This is a genomic window from Cellulomonas sp. WB94 (assembly GCF_003115775.1).
Taxonomy (GTDB): Bacteria; Actinomycetota; Actinomycetes; order Actinomycetales; family Cellulomonadaceae; genus Cellulomonas_A.
This window is the reverse complement of sequence record NZ_QEES01000002.1, coordinates 2,218,441-2,241,338: the sequence shown is the minus strand read 5'-3', so window position 1 is coordinate 2,241,338 and position 22,898 is coordinate 2,218,441. Positions and strand designations below refer to the sequence as shown.

Annotated in this window: 21 protein-coding genes and 1 tRNA gene; 5 read left to right on the top strand and 17 right to left on the bottom strand. The window is 73.0% G+C overall.

The annotated features are described in order from the left end of the window. The first annotated feature begins 31 nt into the window (after window positions 1-31). On the top strand, window positions 32-1,234 hold the full coding sequence (locus DDP54_RS11550) for a histidine kinase (RefSeq protein WP_109131857.1): 1,203 nt from the start codon (window positions 32-34) through the stop codon (window positions 1,232-1,234). Next, window positions 1,231-1,917, top strand: coding sequence for a response regulator transcription factor (locus DDP54_RS11545; RefSeq protein ID WP_277949593.1), 687 nt, complete (start codon window positions 1,231-1,233; stop codon window positions 1,915-1,917). Before DDP54_RS11550 ends, DDP54_RS11545 begins: the two co-directional genes overlap by 4 nt. 5 nt (window positions 1,918-1,922) lie before the next feature. On the opposite strand, the gene DDP54_RS11540 is transcribed toward DDP54_RS11545, so the two are convergent. Next, a complete protein-coding gene (locus tag DDP54_RS11540; RefSeq protein ID WP_109131856.1) occupies window positions 1,923-3,194 on the bottom strand; it encodes an MFS transporter in 1,272 nt (423 codons plus the stop codon). Window positions 3,195-3,322: 128 nt separating this feature from the next. Between DDP54_RS11540 and DDP54_RS11535 the strand changes: the two genes are divergently transcribed. The 3 genes from DDP54_RS11535 (at window position 3,323) to DDP54_RS11525 (ending at window position 5,220) form a co-directional block, all read left to right on the top strand. Then, the gene (locus DDP54_RS11535) at window positions 3,323-3,808 is read left to right on the top strand and encodes a MarR family transcriptional regulator (protein WP_109131855.1); all 486 of its coding nucleotides are present in this window, start codon (window positions 3,323-3,325) and stop codon (window positions 3,806-3,808) included. Beyond that, window positions 3,805-4,689, top strand: a complete 885-nt coding sequence (locus DDP54_RS11530) for a siderophore-interacting protein (RefSeq protein WP_242448367.1) — start codon at window positions 3,805-3,807, stop codon at window positions 4,687-4,689. The genes DDP54_RS11535 and DDP54_RS11530 overlap by 4 nt, the downstream gene beginning before the upstream one ends. Window positions 4,690-4,770: 81 nt before the next feature. Next, window positions 4,771-5,220, top strand: a complete 450-nt coding sequence (locus DDP54_RS11525; protein WP_242448366.1) for a PLD nuclease N-terminal domain-containing protein — start codon at window positions 4,771-4,773, stop codon at window positions 5,218-5,220. A gap of 6 nt (window positions 5,221-5,226) precedes the next feature. Here the strand turns inward: DDP54_RS11525 and DDP54_RS11520 are convergent. The 16 genes from DDP54_RS11520 to mfd all read right to left on the bottom strand — a co-directional run bounded on the left by DDP54_RS11520 (window position 5,227) and on the right by mfd (window position 22,839). After that, a tRNA-Leu gene (locus DDP54_RS11520) sits at window positions 5,227-5,300 on the bottom strand. A gap of 70 nt (window positions 5,301-5,370) precedes the next feature. Next, complete coding sequence (locus DDP54_RS11515; protein WP_109131854.1) at window positions 5,371-6,828, bottom strand: NAD(P)/FAD-dependent oxidoreductase; 1,458 nt, start codon at window positions 6,826-6,828, stop codon at window positions 5,371-5,373. A gap of 141 nt (window positions 6,829-6,969) precedes the next feature. Further along, the gene (locus DDP54_RS11510; protein ID WP_242448365.1) at window positions 6,970-8,532 is read right to left on the bottom strand and encodes a GH1 family beta-glucosidase; all 1,563 of its coding nucleotides are present in this window, start codon (window positions 8,530-8,532) and stop codon (window positions 6,970-6,972) included. Window positions 8,533-8,675: 143 nt separating this feature from the next. Continuing rightward, on the bottom strand, window positions 8,676-9,047 hold the full coding sequence (locus tag DDP54_RS11505; RefSeq protein ID WP_109131853.1) for a hypothetical protein: 372 nt from the start codon (window positions 9,045-9,047) through the stop codon (window positions 8,676-8,678). After that, the gene (locus DDP54_RS11500; RefSeq protein WP_109131852.1) at window positions 9,041-10,324 is read right to left on the bottom strand and encodes a hypothetical protein; all 1,284 of its coding nucleotides are present in this window, start codon (window positions 10,322-10,324) and stop codon (window positions 9,041-9,043) included. The genes DDP54_RS11505 and DDP54_RS11500 overlap by 7 nt, the downstream gene beginning before the upstream one ends. Next, complete coding sequence (locus DDP54_RS11495) at window positions 10,321-10,650, bottom strand: PadR family transcriptional regulator (RefSeq protein WP_109131851.1); 330 nt, start codon at window positions 10,648-10,650, stop codon at window positions 10,321-10,323. The genes DDP54_RS11500 and DDP54_RS11495 overlap by 4 nt, the downstream gene beginning before the upstream one ends. 128 nt (window positions 10,651-10,778) lie before the next feature. Beyond that, on the bottom strand, window positions 10,779-11,732 hold the full coding sequence (locus DDP54_RS11490) for a Ppx/GppA phosphatase family protein (protein ID WP_109131850.1): 954 nt from the start codon (window positions 11,730-11,732) through the stop codon (window positions 10,779-10,781). An 85-nt stretch (window positions 11,733-11,817) separates the two neighbouring features. Beyond that, on the bottom strand, window positions 11,818-12,297 hold the full coding sequence (locus tag DDP54_RS11485; RefSeq protein WP_109132545.1) for a DUF501 domain-containing protein: 480 nt from the start codon (window positions 12,295-12,297) through the stop codon (window positions 11,818-11,820). A 155-nt stretch (window positions 12,298-12,452) separates the two neighbouring features. Then, window positions 12,453-12,977 carry a septum formation initiator family protein gene (locus DDP54_RS11480; RefSeq protein WP_242448364.1) on the bottom strand — a complete coding sequence of 175 codons (525 nt, stop codon included), beginning with the start codon at window positions 12,975-12,977 and terminating at the stop codon, window positions 12,453-12,455. A gap of 406 nt (window positions 12,978-13,383) precedes the next feature. Continuing rightward, window positions 13,384-14,667, bottom strand: a complete 1,284-nt coding sequence (eno, locus tag DDP54_RS11475) for a phosphopyruvate hydratase (protein WP_109131849.1) — start codon at window positions 14,665-14,667, stop codon at window positions 13,384-13,386. Between the two features lie 86 nt (window positions 14,668-14,753). Then, window positions 14,754-16,199: an NAD(P)(+) transhydrogenase (Re/Si-specific) subunit beta gene (locus DDP54_RS11470; protein ID WP_109131848.1), complete on the bottom strand. Its 1,446-nt coding sequence runs from the start codon at window positions 16,197-16,199 to the stop codon at window positions 14,754-14,756. Beyond that, complete coding sequence (locus DDP54_RS11465; protein ID WP_109131847.1) at window positions 16,196-16,534, bottom strand: NAD(P) transhydrogenase subunit alpha; 339 nt, start codon at window positions 16,532-16,534, stop codon at window positions 16,196-16,198. Before DDP54_RS11465 ends, DDP54_RS11470 begins: the two co-directional genes overlap by 4 nt. A 1-nt stretch (window position 16,535) precedes the next feature. Continuing rightward, the gene (locus tag DDP54_RS11460; RefSeq protein WP_109131846.1) at window positions 16,536-17,732 is read right to left on the bottom strand and encodes an NAD(P) transhydrogenase subunit alpha; all 1,197 of its coding nucleotides are present in this window, start codon (window positions 17,730-17,732) and stop codon (window positions 16,536-16,538) included. Then, on the bottom strand, window positions 17,729-18,619 hold the full coding sequence (locus DDP54_RS11455) for a MazG family protein (protein WP_242448363.1): 891 nt from the start codon (window positions 18,617-18,619) through the stop codon (window positions 17,729-17,731). The genes DDP54_RS11460 and DDP54_RS11455 overlap by 4 nt, the downstream gene beginning before the upstream one ends. Further along, window positions 18,592-19,107: a hypothetical protein gene (locus tag DDP54_RS11450; protein ID WP_109131845.1), complete on the bottom strand. Its 516-nt coding sequence runs from the start codon at window positions 19,105-19,107 to the stop codon at window positions 18,592-18,594. The genes DDP54_RS11455 and DDP54_RS11450 overlap by 28 nt, the downstream gene beginning before the upstream one ends. Before the next feature lie 93 nt (window positions 19,108-19,200). Continuing rightward, window positions 19,201-22,839, bottom strand: coding sequence for a transcription-repair coupling factor (gene mfd, locus DDP54_RS11445; protein ID WP_109131844.1), 3,639 nt, complete (start codon window positions 22,837-22,839; stop codon window positions 19,201-19,203). Between the last annotated feature and the right edge of the window lie 59 nt (window positions 22,840-22,898).

Sequence of the window (22,898 nt, the reverse complement as noted above, 5' to 3'; positions counted from 1 at the left end):
CCGGGTCAGCCCCGGTCCGGCGCTCCCTGCCGTGCGTCCCCTGCCGCCTGCACCCACGGCGTTCAGCGAGCAGGACGCGCGCCGGCTCGGCCCGCTGCGCCTGTGGCTGTGGCGGCACCCGGTCACGATGGACTGGATCGTCGCGCTGCTGTTCGGCGTCCCGGGGGTGATCGGGCTCGCTGTCTCGCGACCCCTGCACCTGCAGCTTCTCCCCGTGGTTGTCGCGACGACGGCCGCCCTCCTTGCCCGACGCCGGGCGCCCCTGGTCGTGCTGGCGTCGGTGACGGCGCTCGCCCTGGTCGCGGTGGCGCTCGGGTCGACCGGGAACGGGTTCGACTTCGCGATCGCCTGCGCGGTCTACGCGGTCGCGACGAACCGGCCCGCACGGGCCACGTGGACCGGGGTGCTCACCGCGACGACGGTGATGGCCGTCGCGATCGTGGTGCGAGCGGGGACCGCGAACACGACCGAACAGCTCTCGAACCTCCTCTTCCTCGTGCTCGTGGCACTTGCGATCGGCATGAACACCCGCAGCCGGCGCGCCCACGTGGCCCAGCTCGTCGAGCGTGCCAACGCGCTCGCACGCGAGACCGAGCAGCGCGCGCAGCTCGCCACGGCGGAGGAGCGGGCGCGGATCGCCCGCGAGATGCACGACGTCGTCGCGCACAGCCTGTCCGTCATGATCGCGCTCGCCGACGGCGCCGGGGCCGCGATCGACCGTTCCCCTGACTCCGCGCGCGCCGCGGTCGACCGGGTCGCGGAGACCGGTCGGGCTGCGCTGGCCGACATGCGCCGCGTCCTGGGTGTGCTCAGCGACGGCGACGCGACGTTCTCACCGCCGCCGGGCGGCCCGGACCTCGACCGCCTCGTGCAGTCGTACCGTTCCGCGGGTCTGCCCGTGACCCTGACCGTCTCGGGGGCGTCGCTGCCGGCGGACGTCGGCCTGCAGCTCAGCGTGTACCGCATCGTGCAGGAGTCGCTCACGAACGCGTTGCGGCACTCGAGCCGTTCCGGACCGGTCACGGTCGAGGTCGCGCGCGAGCCCGGCGGAGTCGGCATCGTCGTCGCGTCGCCGCTCGCCGCGCCGGCGAACCGGCCGCCCCGACCCGGCGGTCGCGGCATCATCGGCATGCGCGAGCGCGCAGCGATCTACGGTGGCTCCGTGGACGCCGGGCCGTCCGCGGGGAGCTGGCGCGTGCGGGCCGACCTGCACTGGGACGAGGAGGACACGTGAGCGAGGTGGCTGCGGCACGGACGAGGGTGCTGCTCGTCGACGACCAGGCGCTGCTGCGCATGGGGTTCCGCCTCGTCCTGCAGGCGGAGGACGACCTCGAGGTGGTCGGCGAGGCGGCCGACGGCGCCGAAGGTGTGCGGCTGGCGGCCGAGCTCGCGCCCGACGTCGTCCTCATGGACGTGCGGATGCCCGGCCTGAACGGGATCGACGCGACCGAGCAGATCGTCGCGTCGGGCTCGGGGGCGCGTGTGCTCATCCTGACGACGTTCGACCTCGACGAGTACGCGTTCGCCGCGCTCCGGGTCGGCGCGAGCGGGTTCCTCCTCAAGGACGCCCGGCCCGCCGAGCTCGTCGGCGCGATCCGGGCCGTCGCGACGGGCGACGCCGTCGTCTCCCCGCGGGTGACCCGTCGCATGCTCGAGCTGTTCTCGGGGAGCCTGCCCGCGGCCGGCGAACCCGCACCGGGCGGGCTCGACCCACGCATCGCGCAGCTCACGCCCCGCGAGGTGGAGGTCCTGCTCGCGGTCGCCGAGGGGCTGTCGAACTGCGAGATCGCCCAGCGCTTCGTGCTCTCGGAGGCCACCGTCAAGACGCACGTCGGGCGCATCCTGGCCAAGCTCGGCGTCCGTGACCGGGTGCAGGCGGTCGTGCTCGCCTACGAGACCGGGCTCGTCGGGAGCTGAGCCGGTCAGGCGCCGGTGAGCGCCTCAGCCGGGACGTCGGCTGCTGCGGCTGCGTCGACCGCGGCGCGTGCCACCGCGGCGTCGGCCCGCGCCGACACCCCTCGCCGCGACCACACGACGTGCTCGCCGAGCTCGGCCGCCATCGCCGACCCCTTCCACGCGAACGTGACGACGCCGATGAGCAGCACCCCGGCGGCCAGCCAGAACGGCGCCCTCGCGCTCGACGGCGCGATCAGCCCGGCGATGACCGGCGCCGGGGCCGCGAAGCCCCACCGCACGAGGTTGAAGGCACCCGTCGTGACGCGGCGGTCCGGCGAACCGAGGCCGAGCGCGAGGTCCGTGAGGTTGGCGTTGTTGATGCCCATGCAGATCCCGGCGAGCACGAGGACCACGACCGACTCGGCCGTGCCGACCGACGTCGCCAGCAGGACGAGTGCGACCACGAGCCCGACGACCGCCAACGCGACCGTCTGCACCGCGCCGAGCCGCAGGGCCATCCGGTGCCCGACGACGAGGATCCCGAACGCCAGCCCGACGCCCCAGGCGGTGAACGTGAACCCGAGCGGGATCACGCCGAGGCCGAGGAACACCGGCGTGTAGCCGAGCACGACGAAGAAGACGAAGTTGTACGTCGCGGTGATGAGGCAGATCGTGCGGAACGCCGGGCGACGGAACAGCGCGAAGACCTCGCCGACCCGCAGCGGCGCGGGCATCTCCTCGGGGTCCTTGAGCCGGGTGAGCGCCACGGCGAGCGCGACGACCATGAGCGCGCCGCACACGAAGAACGGCACCCGCCAGCTGATCTGGCCCAGCAGCCCCCCGATGAGCGGGCCGACCGCGAACCCGAGGCCGAGGCAGGTCTCGAACAGCTCAACCGCCCACTCCCGGTCGGCTGCGAGCGAGATCAGCAGGACCATGGCGGTCGCGAAGAACATCGCGTTGCCGAGCCCCCACAGGCCGCGCAGGGCGGCGAGCTGCCCGATGCCCGTCGACAGCGAGGCGAGGATCGCGGCGACCGCCACGACACTGACGCCGGCGGACAGGACTGCCTTGTAGCCGAACCGTCCGGTCGCGATCACCGCCGGGATCATGCCGAGGGCCATCACCGCGATGTAGGCCGTGAAGAGCAGCTCGATCTGCCAGGTGCTCGCGCCGATCTCCGCGCCGATGACGGGCAGAATGGGGTCGACGACGGCGATACCCGCGATCGCGAAGAAGGCCGTGAACGCGGTCGAGTAGATCGCGGCGCGGTGCGGTTCGGGGCGTGTGCTGGCCATCGGAGTCCTTCGCTGGGAGCTGCGACCTCGCACGGGCCGCGTCGTCGTCCGCCCGATCTATCTGTATCAGGCAGATACTTCGCCTGTATAGTACATACATCAATGACCTGCCCACGGAAGGACGCCCGATGGATGAGACGGCCGCTGCCATCGAGACCGAGGTGGCGATGCTGCTCCGGCTCGCAGGTCGGCCGACGCGGCCGTCGTCCGAGCTCGACGGGACCCTCGACCGCTCGGCGTACCTCATCCTGCGACTGCTCCTGGTCGAGCACAGCGAGAGCGTCAACGCGATCGCCGACCGCCTGCGCCTGGACGCCTCGACCGTGACCCGCCAGGTCATCGCGCTCGAGGCCGCGGGGCACGTGACGCGCCGGCGGTGCACCGACGACGGCAGGTCGACCATCGTCGAACCGACGCCCGCCGGGCTCGCGGCGCTCGCTGCGACCCGTGCCGCCCGCTCGGTCGTCTACGACGACGTCCTCGCCGACTGGACCCCTGCCGACCGGCAGACCCTTGCCGCGCTGCTCGCGCGGCTCAACTCCTCGCTCGACGACCGGGCCCGCCGGGTGAGCGCGCGGTCAGGCCGTCAGTCCGCCCACCTGAGCAACGCGTGACGGCCCCGGCAGCTCGCCCGCCGCGGCCCGCGTCCGGCGCGCTCCGCGGCGTCGTGGTCGCCGCTGAGCGGATCAGCGCGTCCATGGTGCGCGTCGTCGTCGGCGGTGACGGCATGCGCGACTTCGCACCGTCCGAGCACGCCGACTCCTACGTCAAGCTCGTGTTCCTCCCGCCCTCAGCGGGCGACGCCCGCCCCCTGCTCGACGACGGCCGGGTCGACCTCGACGCGATCACCGCCACGCTGGCGCCCGGCGACCAGCTGCGTCGCCGCAGCTACACCGTGCGCGCGTTCGACCCGGCCACGCACCAGATCACGCTCGACCTCGTCGTGCACGGGGACGAGGGGCTCGCGGGTCCGTGGGCCGACCGCGCCGCGCCCGGCGACGAGGTGCTCCTGCTCGGCCCGGGCGGCGACTACTCCCCCGACCCCTCGGCCGACCACCACCTGCTCGTCGGCGACGCGAGCGCGCTGCCCGCGATCGCCGTCGCGCTCGAACGGCTCGCGGCCACCGCTCCGGCCGCCCAGGGCACGGCTGTCATCGAGGTGCACGGTCCCGACGACGAGATCGCGCTCACGGCCCCGGCCGGCCTGAGCGTCCGATGGGTCCACCAGGGCATCGCCGTCGCCGGCCTCGGCCTCGTCGAGGCGGTCCGCGACCTGCCGTGGCCCGCCGGCCGCGTGCACGCGTTCGTGCACGGCGAGGCCGGCGCGGTCAAGGAGCTGCGGCACCTCCTGCGCGTCGATCGGGCGCTGTCCCGCGAGCTGCTGTCGATCTCCGGCTACTGGCGTCTGGGGGCCGACGACGAGGAGTGGCGGGCCGTCAAGCGCGACTGGAACCGGTCGATCGAGCACGACGAGCAGGCCGCGGGCCTGATCTGACCCGGATCGGCGCAAGTCCCTGACACGAGGTGACCGGCTGACGTACGGTTCGAGCTGACGCTGCTCCTGCAGCGCCCGCACATGGACGAGGGAGGCGCCGTGCCCCGCTACCTGGGGGCCCTGCTGGAGATCGGGCTCATCGTGTGGTGCCTGATCGAGGCGATCCAGGCGCCGGAAGGTCACATCCGCAACCTGCCCAAGTGGGCCTGGATCCTGCTCATCCTCTTCATCCCGTACGTGGGTCCGGTCGCCTGGCTCGTCGCCGGTCGCCCGTCCATGACGAGCGCCGGGCGCCAGGTGCCGTGGCCGTCCACGCAGACCGCCGGCTTCCCGGAGTACGAGCGCCCGCGGAGCGTGGCGCCCGACGACGACCCCGAGTTCCTCGCACGTCTCGCCGCCTCCGACTCCTCGGACCGCAGGCTCCTCGCGCAGTGGGAGGCGGACCTCCGCGAGCGCGAGGCGAAGCTGCGCGAGGCCGACGCCGAGCCGGACGACGGCACCGACGCACCGCCACGACCGGCAGCGTCGTAACGCGCGTGCCCCCGGCGGGGTTCGAACCCGCGCTGGACCGGTTTTAAGCCGGTTGCCTCTGCCGGTTGGGCTACGGGGGCCGCGCCCATCCTGCCAGGGCGCGGGTCACCGCGTCGCAGTGACAGCTTCGCCACAGTCACCGCGTCGTCGTCACCCAGCGGCGGGCGGCGCCGGCTCCTCGACGGGTCGGGCCCGAGGCGGCACCGCGGCCGCACGGAACTCCGCCCGCGGGTCGTGCAGCGTGCCCAGCGCGACCACCTCGCGGCGCAGGAGCAGAGCCGCGGTCCAGCCCGCCATGATGCGGATCTTGCGGTTCGGGGTCGGCATCGCGAACACGTGGTACGTGCGGTGCAGCACCCAGGCGAGGAAGCCGCGCACCTTGAACCGGCCGAACATCTGCGCGACGCCCTTGTACATGCCGAGTGACGCGACAGCGCCGACGTTGCGGTGCTTGTAGTCCGTCGGGGGGTCGCTCCGCAGGACCCGTGCGAGGTTGTCGGCCAGGTGCTTGGCCTCACGGATCGCGTGCTGGGCGTTGGGCGGGCAGAACGTGCCTGGGTTGTACAGGTCCGGCACCGCGGCGCAGTCGCCGGCCGCATACGCGTCGGGCACGACGACGCCATCGGCCGTCACGACCTGGAGCGTCGCGAGGCAGGTGACGCGGCCCTGCTTGTCGAGCGGCAGGTCGGAGCTCGCGAGGACCGGGTTGGCCTTGACGCCGGCGGTCCACACGATCGTCTCGGAGTCGAACTCTGTCCCGTCGGAGAGCACGACGTGCCCGTCGACGCACGAGCTGAGGAAGGTCGACAGGTAGATGTCGATGTCCCGCTTCCGGAGCTCCTCGAGCGTGTACTGGCCGAGCTCTGCGTTGACCTCGGGCAGGATGCGCGCCGAGCCCTCGACGAGCACGAACCGCAGCTCCGACTGCTCGATGCCGCCGTAGTACCGGACCGCTGCCCGCGCCATGTCCTCGACCTCGGCGATGGCCTCGACCCCCGCGAAGCCGCCGCCGACGAACGTGAACGTGAGCATCCGCTTGCGCAGGTCCGGGTCCCAGGTGCTCGCGGCGCGGTCGATCCGGCCGAGGACCTGGTTGCGGACCGCGATGGCCTCCTCGATGTTCTTGAACCCGATCCCGACCTCGGCCAGCCCGGGGATGGGCAGCGTACGGGCGACCGAGCCGAGGCCGACGATCAGGTGGTCGTAGGTGACCCAGTACGAGGCACCCTCCTCGGGCGTCACCTGGACGGTGCGCTCGGCGTGGCGGATCTCGGTGACCTTGCCCTGCAGCACGTCGACGTGCTTGAGCGCGCGGCGCAGCGGGGCGACGACGTGGCGGGGGTCGATCGACCCGGCCGCCGCCTCGGGCAGGAACGGCGCGTACGTCATGTAGGCGCGGGGGTCGACGATGACGATCGCGGCCTCGCGCTTGCCGAGCCGCCGGCGCAGCCGGTGGGCCGCGTAGAGACCGACGCTCCCGCCGCCGAGGACGATGATGCGGGGCACCTTGCGGGGCTTGCCCGACGGCGCGGGCGCGGTCACCGCACGGAGCGGCGAGGGCGCGGCGGCGGTCGGCTCGACGACGGGGTCGGCAGCGGAGTCAGGCATGCCTTCACGGTAACCGGACGATCCGGACCCGGCGACGGGGCGGGGCGTGACGGTGGGCACAGGCGACGGTGGGCACCGGGGCGGTCAGTCCAGGCGCAGTCAGAACGGGGCACGGTCGGTCGGCACAGGCACGTGCGCGACTCATTCGCCGGGTGCGACCGCGTTCGCCTCGATCACGCTGCGGTACCACGCGGCGCTGTCCTTCGCGATGCGCTCCTGGGTGTCGAAGTCGACGTGCACGAGCCCCCACCGCTGGGTGTACCCGCGCGCCCACTCGAAGTTGTCCAGCAGCGACCACGCGTAGTAGCCGCGCAGGTCGACGCCGTCGTCGATCGCGCGCGCCGCCTGCTGCAGGTGGGTACGCAGGTACTCGCGCCGCTCGACGTCCGCCAACGTGCCGTCCGGGCCGCGGTCGGGGATGCCGTTCTCGGTGACGACGAGCGGGATCGCGGGGTAGTCGTCCCGGATCCGCGTGAGCGTCTCGTAGAACCCCTCCGCGTGCACCTGCTGCCACGACGCCTCCGACTTCGGGTACATCTCGACGTTCCCGCCTGAGCGGTCCACGGCGGTGACGCCGTAGTACTGCACACCGAGGTGGTCGCACGGCGCCGCGATCGTCGCCAGGTCGCCGTCGTGGACGGCCGTCTCGAGCGCCGCCGGATCCGCGCGGAGCTGGCCCGCCAGCTTCCCGATCGCGTCCGTCGGGTACTCCCCGCGCAGCACGGGGTCGAGGAACAGCCGGTTCTCGACGGCGTCGGCCCTCGTGGCGGCGGCCTCGGCGCCGATCGCCGCGTACACCGGCTGCAGGTTGAGCGCGATGCCGATCCCCGCGTCGGCATCGGCCGCACGCCGTGCCCGGAACGCCTGGACCGCGAGGCCGTGTGCGAGGAGCTGGTGGTGGACCGCGCGCACCGCGGCCTCGGGGTCGGTCAGTCCCGGGGCGTGCGAGCCGTACAGGTACCCGACGTACGCGGTCGTCTTCGGCTCGTTGATCGTGAACCAGTCCGCCGGGCGGTCACCCAGCGCGTCGAAGACGATCGCGGCGTAGTCCGCGAACCGGGCGGCCGTGTCGCGCGCGGGCCAGCCGCCGGCGTCCTGCAGCGGCTGCGGCAGGTCCCAGTGGTAGAGCGTGACGGCCGGATGGATGTTGCGTTCGAGCAGGCCGTCGACGAGGTTCTTGTAGAAGTCGAGCCCGCGGGCGTTCGCGGCTCCCGAACCCGTCGGCTGGACCCGCGGCCACGCGACAGAGAACCGGTACGCACCGAGCCCGAGCGACGACATCAGCTCGAGGTCCGACCGCCAGCGGCGGTAGTGGTCCGCGGCCGGGTCGCCGGTCGCCCCGCCGTCGATCGTCCCGGGCAACGCCGCGAACGTGTCCCAGATCGAGGGTCCCCGCCCGTCGGCCGTCGTGGAGCCCTCGACCTGGAACGCGGACGTCGCAGCACCCCACCGAAAGCCCTCGGGGAAGGCCATCGGCTCGCTCGGAGGCGCCCAGGGTGCGGTCGCCGCGCCCCCTGCGGTCGCCGTCGTACCGGTCGTCGGGGAGGGCGAAGGCGTCCGCGTGCAGCCCGCAGCGAGAGCGAGGCCCGATGCGCCGACGATCCAGCCGCCGGCCTGCAGCAGGGTGCGCCGGTCGAGGCTCATGGCGGACGGGTCCGCGGGTCGCCGGGCAGCGGCCTCGGTGGGCCGTGCGTGGTGGGACATCCCAGCTCCTCCTCGGGCGGCGCGCTCAGGCACCGCCGATCCTGTCATCAGGCGCGCTCACCCCGCCGACGAATGGACGGCCTGGATGAGGACGCCCCACGCGAGGGCGCCCTGGGTCTTCGCGGCCCGGGCGCGCGGACCCGTCAGTCGGTCCAGTCCAGCTGGTGGGCGGGCACTCCCACGCTCGCGCCGTACGCGACGACCTCGGCGCGAGCCTCCGCATCGCCGCGGCGGTACCGGAAGATGCGGCCCGCGAAGACGACCACATGATCGCCGCCGACAGAGAAGTCGGCGTACCAGCCACCCTCGGTCAGCAGCGCACCCGCGAGCGCCTCGGCGAGCGGCCCGGCCAGGTCGTCGTCGCCCTCCAGCTCGACGAACGTCCACACGTCCGGTTGGGTCGCCAGGACGCTCGTCGACACGTCCACGCGACTCAGCCGCGCGAGCCGGAGGCCCGGCACGACCAGGTCTGCCCCGACGCGCAGGCTCTCCGCCAGGAGAGTTCCCTTCAGCATGGCGTCAGCGTAGGAGCGTCCACCCACATCTCGGGGTCATGGCGTGCTCGTCGGGGCAGGCGACGCCGCGTCGGGCACTGCTGCGGCCGGGCCGTTCGTCGCGCCGACCGTCGGGCCGGTCGTCGCGCCGGGAGTCGTGACCGTTGTCGCGCCGGCAGTCGCGCCGGACGTGGTGGAACCCGGGAGCGTGACCGCGGGCGCCTTGGCGAACGGGCGCGGCGGGGTCCGCGGCGCGACGCCGCCCGGCAGGACGCGCTGACCGAGCTCGTCGTTCCACTCGAACGACGCGACGGCCCACCCAGCAGCGGGTAGACGTTCCAGAGCTGGCGGCCGTCCACGTCCTGCGCGCTGACGAACGCCCACGGGTCCGCGACACCCGGGAGCGACCAGTCGCCGCGCCCCTCGTCAGCGGTCGTGCGGACGGGTCGGCCACGGTCGTCGAAGATCTGCACACCTTCGATCGGGTTGCCCGCCGCGTCGTACGCGAACAGGTTGCTCACCGCCATGCCGCCGACGACCACGCCGTCCTGCGGCACCTCGGGCGTGTACACCGTCTGGTACTCGACCCGGACGCCCGAGGGTCGCGCGTCGTGCTCCGCGACGGCCACGAAGACCGGTAGCGCTGCCACGACCGCGACCAGAGTCGCCGCGCGACGGGCACGTCGCGACCAGCGACCGTCCTGCCAGCGTCCGCGGCCCCACTGGACGCTCACGACGCACAGGCCGATCAGCAGCAGCCAGTCGAGGAACGTCGTGGGAAGCCACGCGCCGCCCGCACCGCCGTCCGGGACGAGTGCGCGCAGCACGGCCGACACCACCTTGGCGACGAGCCAGCCCCGCAGGAGCCAGGCGGCGGGAGCAAGGGTCACCAGGAACTCCTCGACCGGCGGCCACCACGGCCGCTCCCGCAGCCGGTCCAGGGCGCTGCGCGCTGCGCCGGCAACGGTACGGAAGGGCGCGGCAAGCAGGCCGCGCACGCGGTGCCGCTCGACCGGCGGCCCGGCGTCCGGCAGCCCGGCGGCCGCCCGCAGCTCCTGCGCGTACGTGGCCGGCGAGCCGAAGCGCGCAGTCAGGTCGGCGCCGTCCGCAGAGGCGGTCGGGCTGCCGAGCGGGCTCCCGAGCGGGTCCGCGAGCGCGTCGGCCAGGTCCGCCTCGAGCCCGTCGGTGAGGTCGTCGACCTGCTCGGCGGACAGCCCCACGAGATGGCGCCGCACGGCAGCCGCGTAGGACGCCACGTCGGCGAGGTGGTGCTGCCCGGTCGGCGTCGTCGTGCTCATCGCGCGTCCTCCGTCTCGAGCAGGCCCGCCATGGTGCCTGCGAACTCGTGCCAGTCCTTGCGCTGCGCCGCGAGCATCGCCCGGCCCTGCGCGTTGATCCCGTAGTACTTGCGGTGCGGCCCCTCGTCGCTCGGCACGACGTACGACGTGAGCGCGCCCGACGAGTAGAGGCGCCGCAACGTGCCGTACACCGACGCGTCACCGACCTCCTCGAGGCCCGCTGCGCGCAGCCGCCGGACGACGTCGTAGCCGTAGCCGTCCTCGTGCGCGACGACCGCCAGCACGGCGGCGTCGAGGACTCCCTTCAACAGCTGGGTCGTGTCCATCGGCTCTCCTCCGGGTGCGGCTGACGTCTGGCGCGGGAGCCGGCCCTCCGCGCGGCTCCCGCAGTCAGCACAGTACTACCGAATGCGCACTACCTGTCAGAACGGGATAGTGCGTGTCGCGCGCGGGCTCAGCGCTCGGCCGCGCTCCAGGCGATGCCGTCGAGGATGTCGTGCTCGGACGTCACGACCTCGGTCAGCTCGCCACCTGCTGCGGCGACCGCGTCCCGCACACGCGCCACGACGTCGTGCCACACGAGCGCGCCCGCGCCGATGACGTCGACCCGGCCGGGGTGCATGAACCCGAGCGCGGCGCGCTCGGCATGCGTGCGGCCCAGCAGGTCGTCGCACGCGGAGAGCACCGCGTCGATGGGCTGGACGGCGCCGTCGATGCGCGCCGGGTCGTAGGCGGCCAGGCCGAGGACGTGCGCCGTGACGGTCGTGACCGTCCCCGCGAGACCCACCAGGGTCGTGGCCCGACCGAGCGGGACGACCCGCGCCGCGTCATCCAGGGCCGCGGCGACGTCGGCGTGCGCCGCGGCGATCTCGTCGGCCGTCGGCGGGTCGCTGAGCAGGTGTCGCTCGGTCATCCGCACGCAGCCGACGTCCATCGAGTACGCCGCCTCGGGGGTGGCGGTGCCGAGCACCAGCTCGGTCGACCCGCCGCCCAGGTCCACGACCAGGAACGGCCCGGTGTGCTGGACGCCGAGCACCCGCGTCGCACCGCGGAAGGAGAGGGCGGCCTCCTCGTCGCCACCGATCACCTCGGGCTCGACCCCGAGCGCGTCGCGCACCCCGTCGACGAAGTCCTGGCGGTTCTCGGCGTCGCGCGATGCGCTCGTCGCGACGAACCTGATCTTCTCGACCCCGAGCTCCGCACAGATCGTCGCGTACCGGCGCGTGGCGTCCAAGGTCCGCTCGAGAGCCTCCGGGGCGATCCGCCCGGTCCGGTCGACGCCCTGCCCGAGCCGCACGACCTCCATGCGCCGGTCGAGGTCCGTGAGCACCCCGCGCTCGAGGTCGACGTCGGCGACGAGCAGCCGGATCGAGTTGGTCCCGCAGTCGATCCCTGCCACCCGAGTCATCCGGACATCCTCGCTGCTCACCTGTGGGGATGTCATATCCGGCCGCCCCGACGTCGTGCGGCCGCCGGCGGACCCTGGACGCGGGTCAGCACGTGCAGCGGGTCGGCGCCCAGACCGGCGCCACCTCGGCGAGCACGAGGTCACCGATCGGGTTGACGCCGGGACCCGCCGCGAGCGCGTGACCCACGAGGACGTGCAGGCACTTGACCCGCGTCGGCATCCCGCCCGCCGAGACCCCCGCGATCTCCTCGACGTGACCCAGCTCCTCGCGATCAGCGAGGTAGGCCTCGTGGGCGCGACGGTAGGCGGCCGCGAGCTCGGCGTCGTCCGCGAGGCGAGCCGTGAGCTCCTTCATCAGGCCGCTCGCCTCGAGCGTGCTGACGGCGGCCACGGCAGGCGGGCACGTCAGGTAGTACGTGGTGGGGAACGGCGTCCCGTCATCGAGACGCGGCGCCGTCCGCACGACCAGCGGGCGGCCGCACACGCACCGCGCGGCGATCCCGACGACCCCGCGCGGCACCCGGCCGAGCTGTTCGGCCAGGACCTCGAGGTCGCGACCCGTCACCGTCGCGGAGTCAGCGCCCGCGTCGGACCGTGCGTCGGTGCGGGCGTCGGTGCGGGACTCGGTGCCCGAGCTCACGCGTGCGTCCGCTCGCGCATCAGCGCGTGCGTCGGTGGTCCCGGAGGTGTCGGTCACAGCTGGTCCGTTCAGGTCGAGCGTCAGGGAGCGGTGGGCTCGCCCGCGGGCGTGCTCGAGCCGTCCGTGGGGGCCGGACCATTCTCCCCCGAGGTGGCGTCGCCGTTCGACGTGCTACCCGCGACCAGCACCGATCCCCAGATCACCTGGTACCAGGGCTCCGTCGTGTTCGCGGCACCCAGGGCGGCGCCCGACGCGGCAGCCGCCGCGGCCGACGACGTCGCAGCCGGGACGTCGGCCACCGACCCGGGGTCCTGGACCCGGTACGCCGTCTCGCCCGGCAGGACGAACGCGAGGCGCTCGCGGGCCTGCGCCACGACGAAGGCCGGGTCGTCCCACCGCTTGAGCCTGTTCGTGAGGTCGTCGTTGCCCGCCCGCGCGACCGCGACCTCCGCGGCCAGCTGCCGGAGCTCCTCGCGCTGCTGGAGGTAGGACCGCAGTGTCGGGAACACCAGGACGAAGGCCAGCAGCGTCACGACGCCCATCACCATGACGCGCACCGTGAACAGCCGCGGGATGCGCACCTGCACGGTCTCGGCGCGGGGCACGCCGCGGCTCGGCGTGGACGCGGACGGGCCGCGGGACGACGGTCGGGATGCTGCGGGGCGGGTCGCGGCCGAGGCGCGGGCCGGGCGGGCCGTCGTGGAGCGGGGAGCCGCGGTGCGCGCTGGCGTCGCACGCCCGGTCGACGGCCGTGGTGTCGCGGCGCGCGGACTCGCGGGGCGGCCCGGGGCGCCGTCCCGCTCCCCCGAGGCCGACGTCCGGCCACCGGCCGACCCCGACCCAGCACGCGGGTCTGCCGGGCGGCGGGACGGGGACATGGCTCGATTGTGCCTTCCCGGGCGCGCGCGCCGGGGCCGGGCACGCCGAAGGCCGGCGACCCACTCGGGTCACCGGCCTCCGGTCCGTGCGATCGGGACGCTCGCGCGTCCGGCGACTGCCGGTCGTGCTACCTCAGCGCTGCTTCCACCGCGGGAATGCGCTCGCACCGGCGTAACGGCCGGCGTCGTCCAGTTCCTCCTCGATGCGGAGCAGCTGGTTGTACTTGTTGATCCGCTCGCCGCGCGCCGGGGCGCCCGTCTTGATCTGACCGCCGTTGATGGCCACGGACAGGTCCGCGATCGTCGTGTCCTCGGTCTCACCGGAACGGTGCGAGACCATCGCGGTGTAGCCGTTGCGCTGCGCGAGCGTCACGGCGTCGAGGGTCTCGGTCAGCGTGCCGATCTGGTTGAGCTTGACGAGCAGCGAGTTCGCCGACTTGAGCTCGATGCCCTTGGCCAGGCGGATCGGGTTCGTGACGAACAGGTCGTCACCGACGATCTGCACCTTGTCGCCGACCTCGGAGACCAGGCGGGTCCAGGCGGACCACTCGTCCTCGGACAGCGGGTCCTCGATCGAGACCAGCGGGTAGTCGGCGACGAGCTGCGCGTAGTACGCGATGAGCTCGTCGGTCGACGTCGCCTTGCCCTCGAACTGGTAGGCACCGTCCTTGAAGAACTCCGTGGCCGCGACGTCGAGCGCGAGCCCGACGTCCTTGCCCGGGGTGAAGCCGGCCTTCTCGATCGCGACGAGGATCAGGTCCAGCGCCGCGCGGTTGCTCGACAGGTTGGGGGCGAAGCCGCCCTCGTCGCCGAGACCGGTGCTCAGGCCCTGGGCCTTGAGCACGGACTTCAGGGAGTGGTAGACCTCGGCGCCGGTACGCAGCGCCTCACGGAACGACGTGGCACCGATCGGGGCGACCATGAACTCCTGGATGTCGACGTTGGAGTCGGCGTGCGACCCACCGTTGAGGATGTTCATCATCGGGACGGGCAGGACGTGCGCGTTCGGTCCGCCGATGTAGCGGAAGAGCGGCAGGTCGACCGAGTCGGCCGCAGCCTTCGCGACAGCGAGCGAGACACCGAGGATCGCGTTGGCGCCGAGCTTGCCCTTGTTGGGGGTCGCGTCGAGCTCGATCAGCGCCTGGTCGACGAGCCGCTGCTCGGTCGCCTCGAAGCCGACGAGCTCGGGGGCGATCTCGTCGATGACGGCGTTGACCGCGTCCTCGACGCCCTTGCCCAGGTAGCGGGACTTGTCGCCGTCACGACGCTCGACGGCTTCGAATGCTCCGGTCGACGCGCCCGAGGGGACGGCCGCGCGGGCGATGGTGCCGTCGTCGAGTGCTACCTCGACCTCGACAGTGGGGTTGCCGCGAGAATCCAAGATCTCGCGGGCGCCGACGGCCTCGATGCTGGCCATGGTGCTCCTTCGACAGGCGGGTGGGTTTGCGTCCTCAGCCTAACCGTGTGCGGATGAGGACGTGGTGGGACCTTTGGCAGAGGACGTCAGCCGACGTAGGACTTGACCCCGGCAAGGATCTGCGCGAGGCCCTTCTTGGCGTCCGCGAGGAACATGCCAGTCTTCGGGTCGCCGTACAGCTCGTTGTCGAGACCCGCGTAGCCGTGGCCCAGCGAGCGCTTGATCACGATGATCGAGCGCGCGTGGTCGACGTCGAGGATCGGCATGCCCGAGATGGCGTTGCCGGTCCGGCGGGCCGCCGGGTTGGTCACGTCGTTCGCGCCCACGACGAGGGCGACGTCGGCCGTGTCGAACTCCGGGTTGACCTCGTCCATCTCCTTGAGCTGGTCGTACGGCACGTCGGCCTCCGCGAGGAGCACGTTCATGTGCCCCGGCATGCGGCCCGCGACCGGGTGGATCGCGTAGTAGACGGTGATCCCGCGGTCGGTGAGCAGCTTGCCGAGCTCACCGCACTCGCGCTGCGCCTGGGCGGCCGCGAGGCCGTACCCGGGCACGATGATGACCTTCTGGGCGTAGGCGAGCTGGATGGCCACGTCGTCCGCGCTGACCTTGCGGACCTCGACCCCGGCCATCGCGTTGCTCGCGCCGGCGTCTGCCGCGCTCGTGTCCCCGGTGCCGAAGCCGCCGACCATGATCGACATGACCGAGCGGTTCATGGCCTCGGCCATCTGCTGGGTCAGGATCGTTCCGGAGGCACCCACGAGGGCGCCCGCGATGATCATGATCTGGTTGTCGACCACGAAGCCGGCCATCGCGACCGCGAGGCCCGTGAACGCGTTGAGCAGCGAGACCACGACGGGCATGTCCGCGCCGCCGATCGGCAGCACCATCAGCACGCCGAACGCGAGAGCCGCGACCACGACGAGCCACAGCAGCCACGCGCTGGGGTTCGCGATGACGACGACGCCACCGACCACCGCGACGACGGCCGCGACGATGCTCGCCAGACGCGACCCCGCGAACGTGATCGGCGCACCGGAGACCCAGCCCTGGAGCTTGCCCGCCGCGATGAGCGACCCGGAGAACGTCACCGAGCCGATGATCACGTCGAGCACGACGGGCACCGAGACGCCCGCTGTGAGCGCGCCCTCGGCGTTCAGGCGCACGAAGTCCACGACGCCCACGACCGCGGCCGCGCCGCCGCCGACGGCGTTGAACAGCGAGACGAGCTGCGGGATAGCCGTCATCTTGACGCGACGCGCGCCGATCATCCCACCGGCCGACCCGGCAGCCGTGCCGATGACCAGGGCGACCGCCGCGATCGGGACGATGCGTCCGTGGCCCTCTCCCGCGAGGATGAGCACGACGGTCGCGAGGACCGCGCACGCCATCCCGGAGGCGGAGAGCAGGTTGCCGCGTCGCGCCGTCACGGGCGAACGCATGAAGTGCAGGCCGAGGACGAACGTGACGGCTGCGAGCAGGTAGACGACCCGGATGACCGTGTCGAGGAGGGGAAGGGTGTCGCCGCTCATCGCACGTCTCCGTCGTTGGTCGCCGCAGCAGGAGCGGCCACGGGGGCCGGCTTCGGCTTCGTCCTGAACATCTCGAGCATCCGGTCCGTGACCACGTAGCCCCCCACGACGTTCATGGCAGCGAAGGCCGCCGCGACGAAGGTCAGGACGTACGCGGCGGGTGTGTCGGCGACGGCGGCGATGAGGATCGCACCGACGAGGACGACGCCGTGGATCGAGTTGGCGCCCGACATCATCGGCGTGTGCAGGGTCGCGGGGATCTTGCTGATGACCTCGAACCCGACGAGCAGAGCGAGGACGAACAGAGCCAGGTTGCTGAGCAGCTGGGCGCTCATCTCACTCCCCTTCCGGAAGGGTCTCGGGTGCGGCGTCCGCAGCGGCCTCGGCCTCGGCGACGACCTCGGTAGGGGCGACCACCGCGGGAGCGACCTCGGCCGGACGCACCCACACCGCGTCCACGACCTCGTCGGTGGGGTCGAGGTCCACGGCGCCGTCCTTCACGACGGCCGTCAGCAGCGCTGCGACGTTGCGTGCGTAGGCGGCCGACGCGCCGGTGGCCATCTGCGTGGGCAGGTTGCCCGCGCCGATGACCGTGACGCCGTTGGCGGTGACGATGCGCTCGTCGGGGACCGAGCCGTCGACGTTGCCGCCGAGCGAGCTCGCACCGAGGTCGACGACGACGGAGCCGGGAGCCATCCCGGCGAGCGTCTCGGCGGTGACGAGCACCGGCGGGCGAGCGCCCGGGACCTGCGCGGTCGTGATGACGATGTCGAACGCGCGCATCTTCGCCGAGAGCTCGGCCTGCTGGGCGGCCTGCTCCTCGGGGGTCAGCGCACGGGCGTAGCCGCCCTCGGACGCCACGTTCACCGTGGTGGCCAGGAAGCTCGCACCGAGCGACGTGACCTCCTCGCGTGCGGCCTCACGGACGTCGTAGCCGGTCACCTGCGCGCCGAGCCGGCGCGCGGTGCCGATGGCCTGAAGCCCGGCGACACCGGCCCCGAGCACGAGGACCTTGGCGGGACGTGCCGTTCCGGCCGCGGTGATCATCATCGGGAAGTACCGGGCGAACGCCTCAGCCGCGACGATCGCTGCGCGATAGCCCGCCACGGACGCCTGCGAGCTGAGTGCGTCCATCGTCTGGGCGCGCGACAGGGTGCGCGGCAGGAGGTCGAGCGAAAGGACGACGACACCGCGCGCCACGAGCTCGTCGAGCCCGGCGCGTCCCGTGCCGCGGGCGTCGAGCAGGCCGACGAGCACCTGTCCGGGCCGCAGGCGAGCGAGGATCTCCGGTTCGGGTCGGCGGACCGCCAGGAGGACGTCAGCGGCGTCGAGCACGGACTCGAGGGTGTCGGTCTTCGCGCCGGCGGCGACGTACTCGTCGTCCGGGTGGAAGGCGCCTGCCCCGGCTCCGGCCTCGATCAGCACCGCGAACCCGCCTGCGACGAGTCGCGTGACGGTGTCGGGGACGAGTGCGACGCGTCTCTCCCCGAGCCCCCTCTCGGTGAGCGCTGCAACCGTCAGTGTGGCCGTCATCGGTCCTCGCTTCCTCGCTCGGTCCTCGGAGCAGCCGTCGGCTCTCCAGGTGAAATGGTGACGATGCCGGGGGGTCGATTTGCCGGACCTTGGTCCCGAGCGTCCTGTTCAGCGACGCGGACGTCCGCCTCGACGGCCCGCACGGCGTTGCGCAGCGCCGACTCGGCGTCGACACCGACCTCGTCGGCCGCTGCCACGAGCTCGAGCAGCCGCCTTCCGACCTCGGCCTCGGTCCACGCCACGGCACCCCCGCCGTCGGGACCATCCGTGCCGTCGGGACCATCCGTGCCGTCCGGCCCCCGGGGCGGTGCCACCTGCGTGAGGTCACCACTCGACTGGAGGCCGGCCCGCCGTGCCCGCGCGAGCACCTTCTGCCCGCGCGCGAGCGCACTCTGGGCGGCCGGGATCCCGTCGAGCACCGACTCGCGCTGCTTCTCGTGACCCTTGATCCGGTCCCACTGCACGTGCAGGTCCTCGAGGTCCGCACCGGTCGCGTCGACCGAGGGCGCGCCGCCGGCCCCGGACACCACGCGCTCGAACACGTGCGGGTGCCGGCGCACGAGCTTCGCGGTGATCGCGCGCGCCACGTCGTCGAGGTCGAACGGGTCGGTCGGGGACTCCTGGGCGATCCGCGCGTGGAACACGACCTGCAGCAGGAGGTCGCCGAGCTCCTCGCGCATGGCGGAGCGGTCGCCGGACTCGATCGCCTCGGCGACCTCGTACGCCTCCTCGAGCGCGTACGGCACGAGCGAGGCGTGCGTCTGGCGCGCGTCCCACGGGCACCCACCGGGCGACCGCAGGCGGTCCATGACCTCGACGAGAGCCTGGATGCCCTCGCCGGGAATGGTCGTCGCCGGGCTCAACCGGCCGTCGGTGCGACGAGCCACGGGTGGACCGTGTCGGTGATCGTGGCGCCGTCGGCGAGCGTCCCGAACCGCGGGCTGATCTCGACCTTCTGCGCCGCGATCCGCTCCTGCAGCTCCGTGCCGATCGCGTCGGCCGTCTCGAGACCCTGCAGCAGCGTGTTGGCCATGAGGTAGCGCTCGACCGCGAGCGTCGGGGCGGAGTAGGTCCGCTCGCCGACCGCCGGCAGCTGGGCGCCGATGGCGTTGAGAGCGTCGGCGGCCTGCTGGTCGTTCACCCCGACGCCCTGCTCGGACGCCACAGCCGTCGTCGCGCGCTCGTGGACGAGGACCTGCAGCACCGCTGCCGGCGTCACACCCTGGTAGAGCGGCGCGAGCTCGGTCGTCGCGGTCTGCACGTCGGCCACCGAGATCGCCGTCCCGTCCACGAGCGCTGCGGCGCCGGGCTGACCCGAGCACCCGGCCAGCACCGTGACCGCCACGAGGGCACCGCCGACGACGAGTCCACGCACCTGACCCTGCCTACCTGTACGCCACCGCACCACCGACACCTGCGACCTCCCGCGTCATCGCTTCGAGCACTGCGCCCATCGTAGGCGCATCGGTCACCGGTTCCCGGCGGGCGTACCGGCGCGGGCACCGGTGCCGACCTGCGCGGCGGCCGACACGTCGCCGAGGACGACCGCGTCGATCAGCTGCCGCGCCCACGCGAGCAGCTGCGCGCCGTGCAGAGCCGTGCCACCGATGCGTGCCGTCGTGGGGAACGGCACGAGCATCGTGCGGATCGCCGGCTTGAGGACGGTTCCCGGGTAGAGCCGCTTGAGCCGCAGCTGCGCCGACTCGGGCAGGTCGACCGGCGCGAACCGCACGAACTTGCCCTGGGCCGTCACATCGGTGAGCCCTGCCGAGCGGACGTGGATCCTGAACTCGGCGACCTCGAAGAGGTTCGACACCGCGTCGGGCACCGGGCCGTACCGGTCGACGAGCTCGGCATGGACCTCTCGGAGCACCGCGGCGTCGGGCGCTGCGGCGATCTTGCGGTACGCCTCGAGGCGCAGCCGCTCGTGCGCGATGTAGTCGTGCGGCAGGTGGGCGTCGACGGGGAGCTCGATCGTGACGTCGGGCAGCTCCTCGGGCGTCTCGCCGCGGAAGTTCAGCACCGCCTCGCCGACCATCCGGATGTACAGGTCGAACCCGACCCCCTCGATGTGCCCCGACTGCTCGCCGCCGAGCAGGTTGCCCGCGCCGCGGATCTCGAGGTCCTTCATCGCGATCGCCATGCCCGCGCCGAGGTCGGTGTTGGCGGCCATCGTCGCGAGCCGGTCGTGCGCGGTCTCGGTCAGCGGCCGCTCGGGCGGGTAGAGGAAGTACGCGTACGCGCGCTCACGACCGCGACCCACGCGTCCGCGCAGCTGGTGCAGCTGGGACAGTCCGAGCAGGTCGGCACGCTCGAGGATCAGGGTGTTGGCGTTGGAGATGTCGAGGCCCGTCTCGACGATCGTCGTGCAGACCAGCACGTCGAACCGCTTCTCCCAGAAGTCACCGATGACCCGCTCGAGCTGGTGCTCGGGCATCTTGCCGTGGCCGACGGCGATCCGCGCCTCCGGGACGAGCTCCGCGAGCCGCCCCGCGACGCGCTCGATCGACTCGACCCGGTTGTGCACGTAGAACACCTGGCCCTCGCGCAGCAGCTCACGCCGGATGGCCGCGGTGATCTGCCGCTCCTCGTACGGGCCGACGAACGTGAGCACCGGGTGGCGCTCCTCGGGCGGCGTCGCGAGCGTCGACATCTCGCGGATGCCCGTGACCGCCATCTCGAGCGTGCGCGGGATGGGCGTCGCACTCATCGCGAGGACGTCGACGTTGGTCCGCAGCGCCTTGAGCGTCTCCTTGTGCTCGACGCCGAACCGCTGCTCCTCGTCGATCACCACGAGGCCGAGGTCCTTGAAGTGCACGTCACCGGTGATGAGCCGGTGCGTGCCGATGACGACGTCGATGCTGCCGTCCGCGAGCCCCGCCGCGACCTCCTTGCTCTCGGCCGGGGACTGGAACCGGGACAGCGCCTTGACGCTCACGGGGAACGCCGCGTAGCGGTCGCTGAACGTGTCGAGGTGCTGCTGGACGAGCAGCGTGGTGGGCACGAGCACCGCGACCTGCTTGCCGTCCTGGACGGCCTTGAACGCCGCGCGCACGGCGATCTCGGTCTTGCCGTACCCGACGTCGCCGCAGATCAGCCGGTCCATCGGGATCGGCTTCTCCATGTCGGCCTTGACCTCGTCGATCGTGGCCAGCTGGTCGGGCGTCTCGACGAACGCGAACGCGTCCTCCAGCTCGCGCTGCCACGGCGTGTCGGCCGAGAACGCGTAGCCGGGGGTCGCCATGCGCGCGGAGTACAGCCGGATGAGCTCGGCCGCGATCTCCTTGACGGCCTTCTGGGCGCGACCCTTCGTCTTGGCCCAGTCGCCGCCGCCCATGCGGTTGAGGCTCGGCGCCTCGCCTCCGACGTACTTGGTGACCTGGTCGAGCTGGTCGGTCGGCACGTAGAGCCGGTCCCCCGGCTGGCCGCGCTTGGACGACGCGTACTCGATGACGAGGTACTCGCGCGTCGCCGCGGACGCGCCCGAGCCGATCGTGCGGGACGCGAGCTCGACGAACCGGCCCACGCCGTGCTGCTCGTGCACGACGAAGTCGCCGGGGCGCAGCGCGAGGGGGTCCACGACGTTGCGCCGCCGGCTCGGCATCGTGCGCATGTCGCGCGTCGACGAGCCGGCCCGTCCCGTGATGTCGGACTCCGAGAACACCGCGAGCTGCAGGCCCTCCGCGACGAAGCCGGGGCCGACCGCACCGGGCACGACGAGGACGACGCCGCCCTCGAGCTCCCCGTGGAGCGACGTGATCAGGCGCGCCGGCACGTCGGCGGCCTTGAGCTGCTCGGTCATGCGCTGGGCCGGGCCGTGGCCCTCGGTCGCGAGCACGAGCCGCCACCCCGCCCGCTGCAGCGCCCGCACGTCCGTGATTGCCCGGGCGACCTCGCCGCGGTACCGCTCGACGTCGCGCGCGGTGACCACGAGCGTCTCGACGTCCCCCGACACGTGCCCGACGACCTCGCCGGAGCCCGTCACGTCGGTGCCCTCGACGGCGTCCGCGTCGAGCGTGAACGGGCTGAGCGTCCACCAGCCGAGCCCCTGCACCGCCGCGAGCGCCCGCACCTCCGCGAACGAGGCGAACGACGCCGCGGACAGGTCGATGGGCGTCGACCCCCCGGCCGCGGCGGACGTCCAGGCCGCCGCGAGGAACTCCTCGGTCGTGGCGACGAGGTCGTGCGCGCGGCGCCGCACCCGTTCGGGATCGACCAGGACGAGGACCGAGTCCGGACGCACGAGGTCGAGCACCGGGACCATCTCGTCGACGAGCGCCGGCGCGAGCGACTCCATGCCCTCGACCGCGATGCCCACGCTCATCTTGTCGAGCATCTCGACCGCGCCGGGCAGCTGGGCGACGAGATCGGCGGCCCTCTCGCGCACCGCATCGGTCAGCAGCAGCTCGCGGCACGGCGGCGCCCACAGCCCGTGCGTCGCGACCTCGAGGCTCCGCTGGTCCGCGACCGAGAACCACCGGATCTCCTCGACGTCCTCGCCCCAGAACTCGATCCGCAGCGGGTGGTCCTCGATCGGCGGGAACACGTCGAGGATGCCGCCGCGCACCGCGAACTCCCCCCGCTTCTCGACCATGTCCACGCGCGAGTACGCGGCCGCGACCAGCCGGTCCGCGACCTCGGTCAGGTCGACCCGGTCACCGACCGCGAGCGCGACCGGTTCGAGCTCGCCGAGCCCACCGACGACCGGCTGCAGCAGCGCGCGGACCGGCATCACGAGCACGCGGATCTCGCCCGTCATGCCGGCGTCGGCCGTCGGGTGCGCGAGGCGGCGGAACACCGCGAGCCGGCGCGCGACGGTGTCGCTGCGCGGGGACAGCCGCTCGTGCGGGAGCGTCTCCCAGGACGGCAGGACCGCGACCGAGTCGTCGGGCACGTAGCCGCGCAGCGCGGCCGCGAGCTCGTCCGCGTCGCGTCCGGTCGCGGTCACCACCACGAGCGGGCGACGGGCTGACAGCGCGGCGAGCAGCGGTGGGCGCACCCCGGCGGGCCCGACGACGTCGACCTCGCCGCCCGAGCGCACGAGCTCGACCGCGCGGGCCGCGGCGGGGTCGGCGAGCAGGGCGGGCACGAGTCCGGTGAGGTCCATGGTGTCCTTCGGGGCGTCGACGGCAGCACGAGAGCCCCGAGTCCAGCAGGACCCGGGGT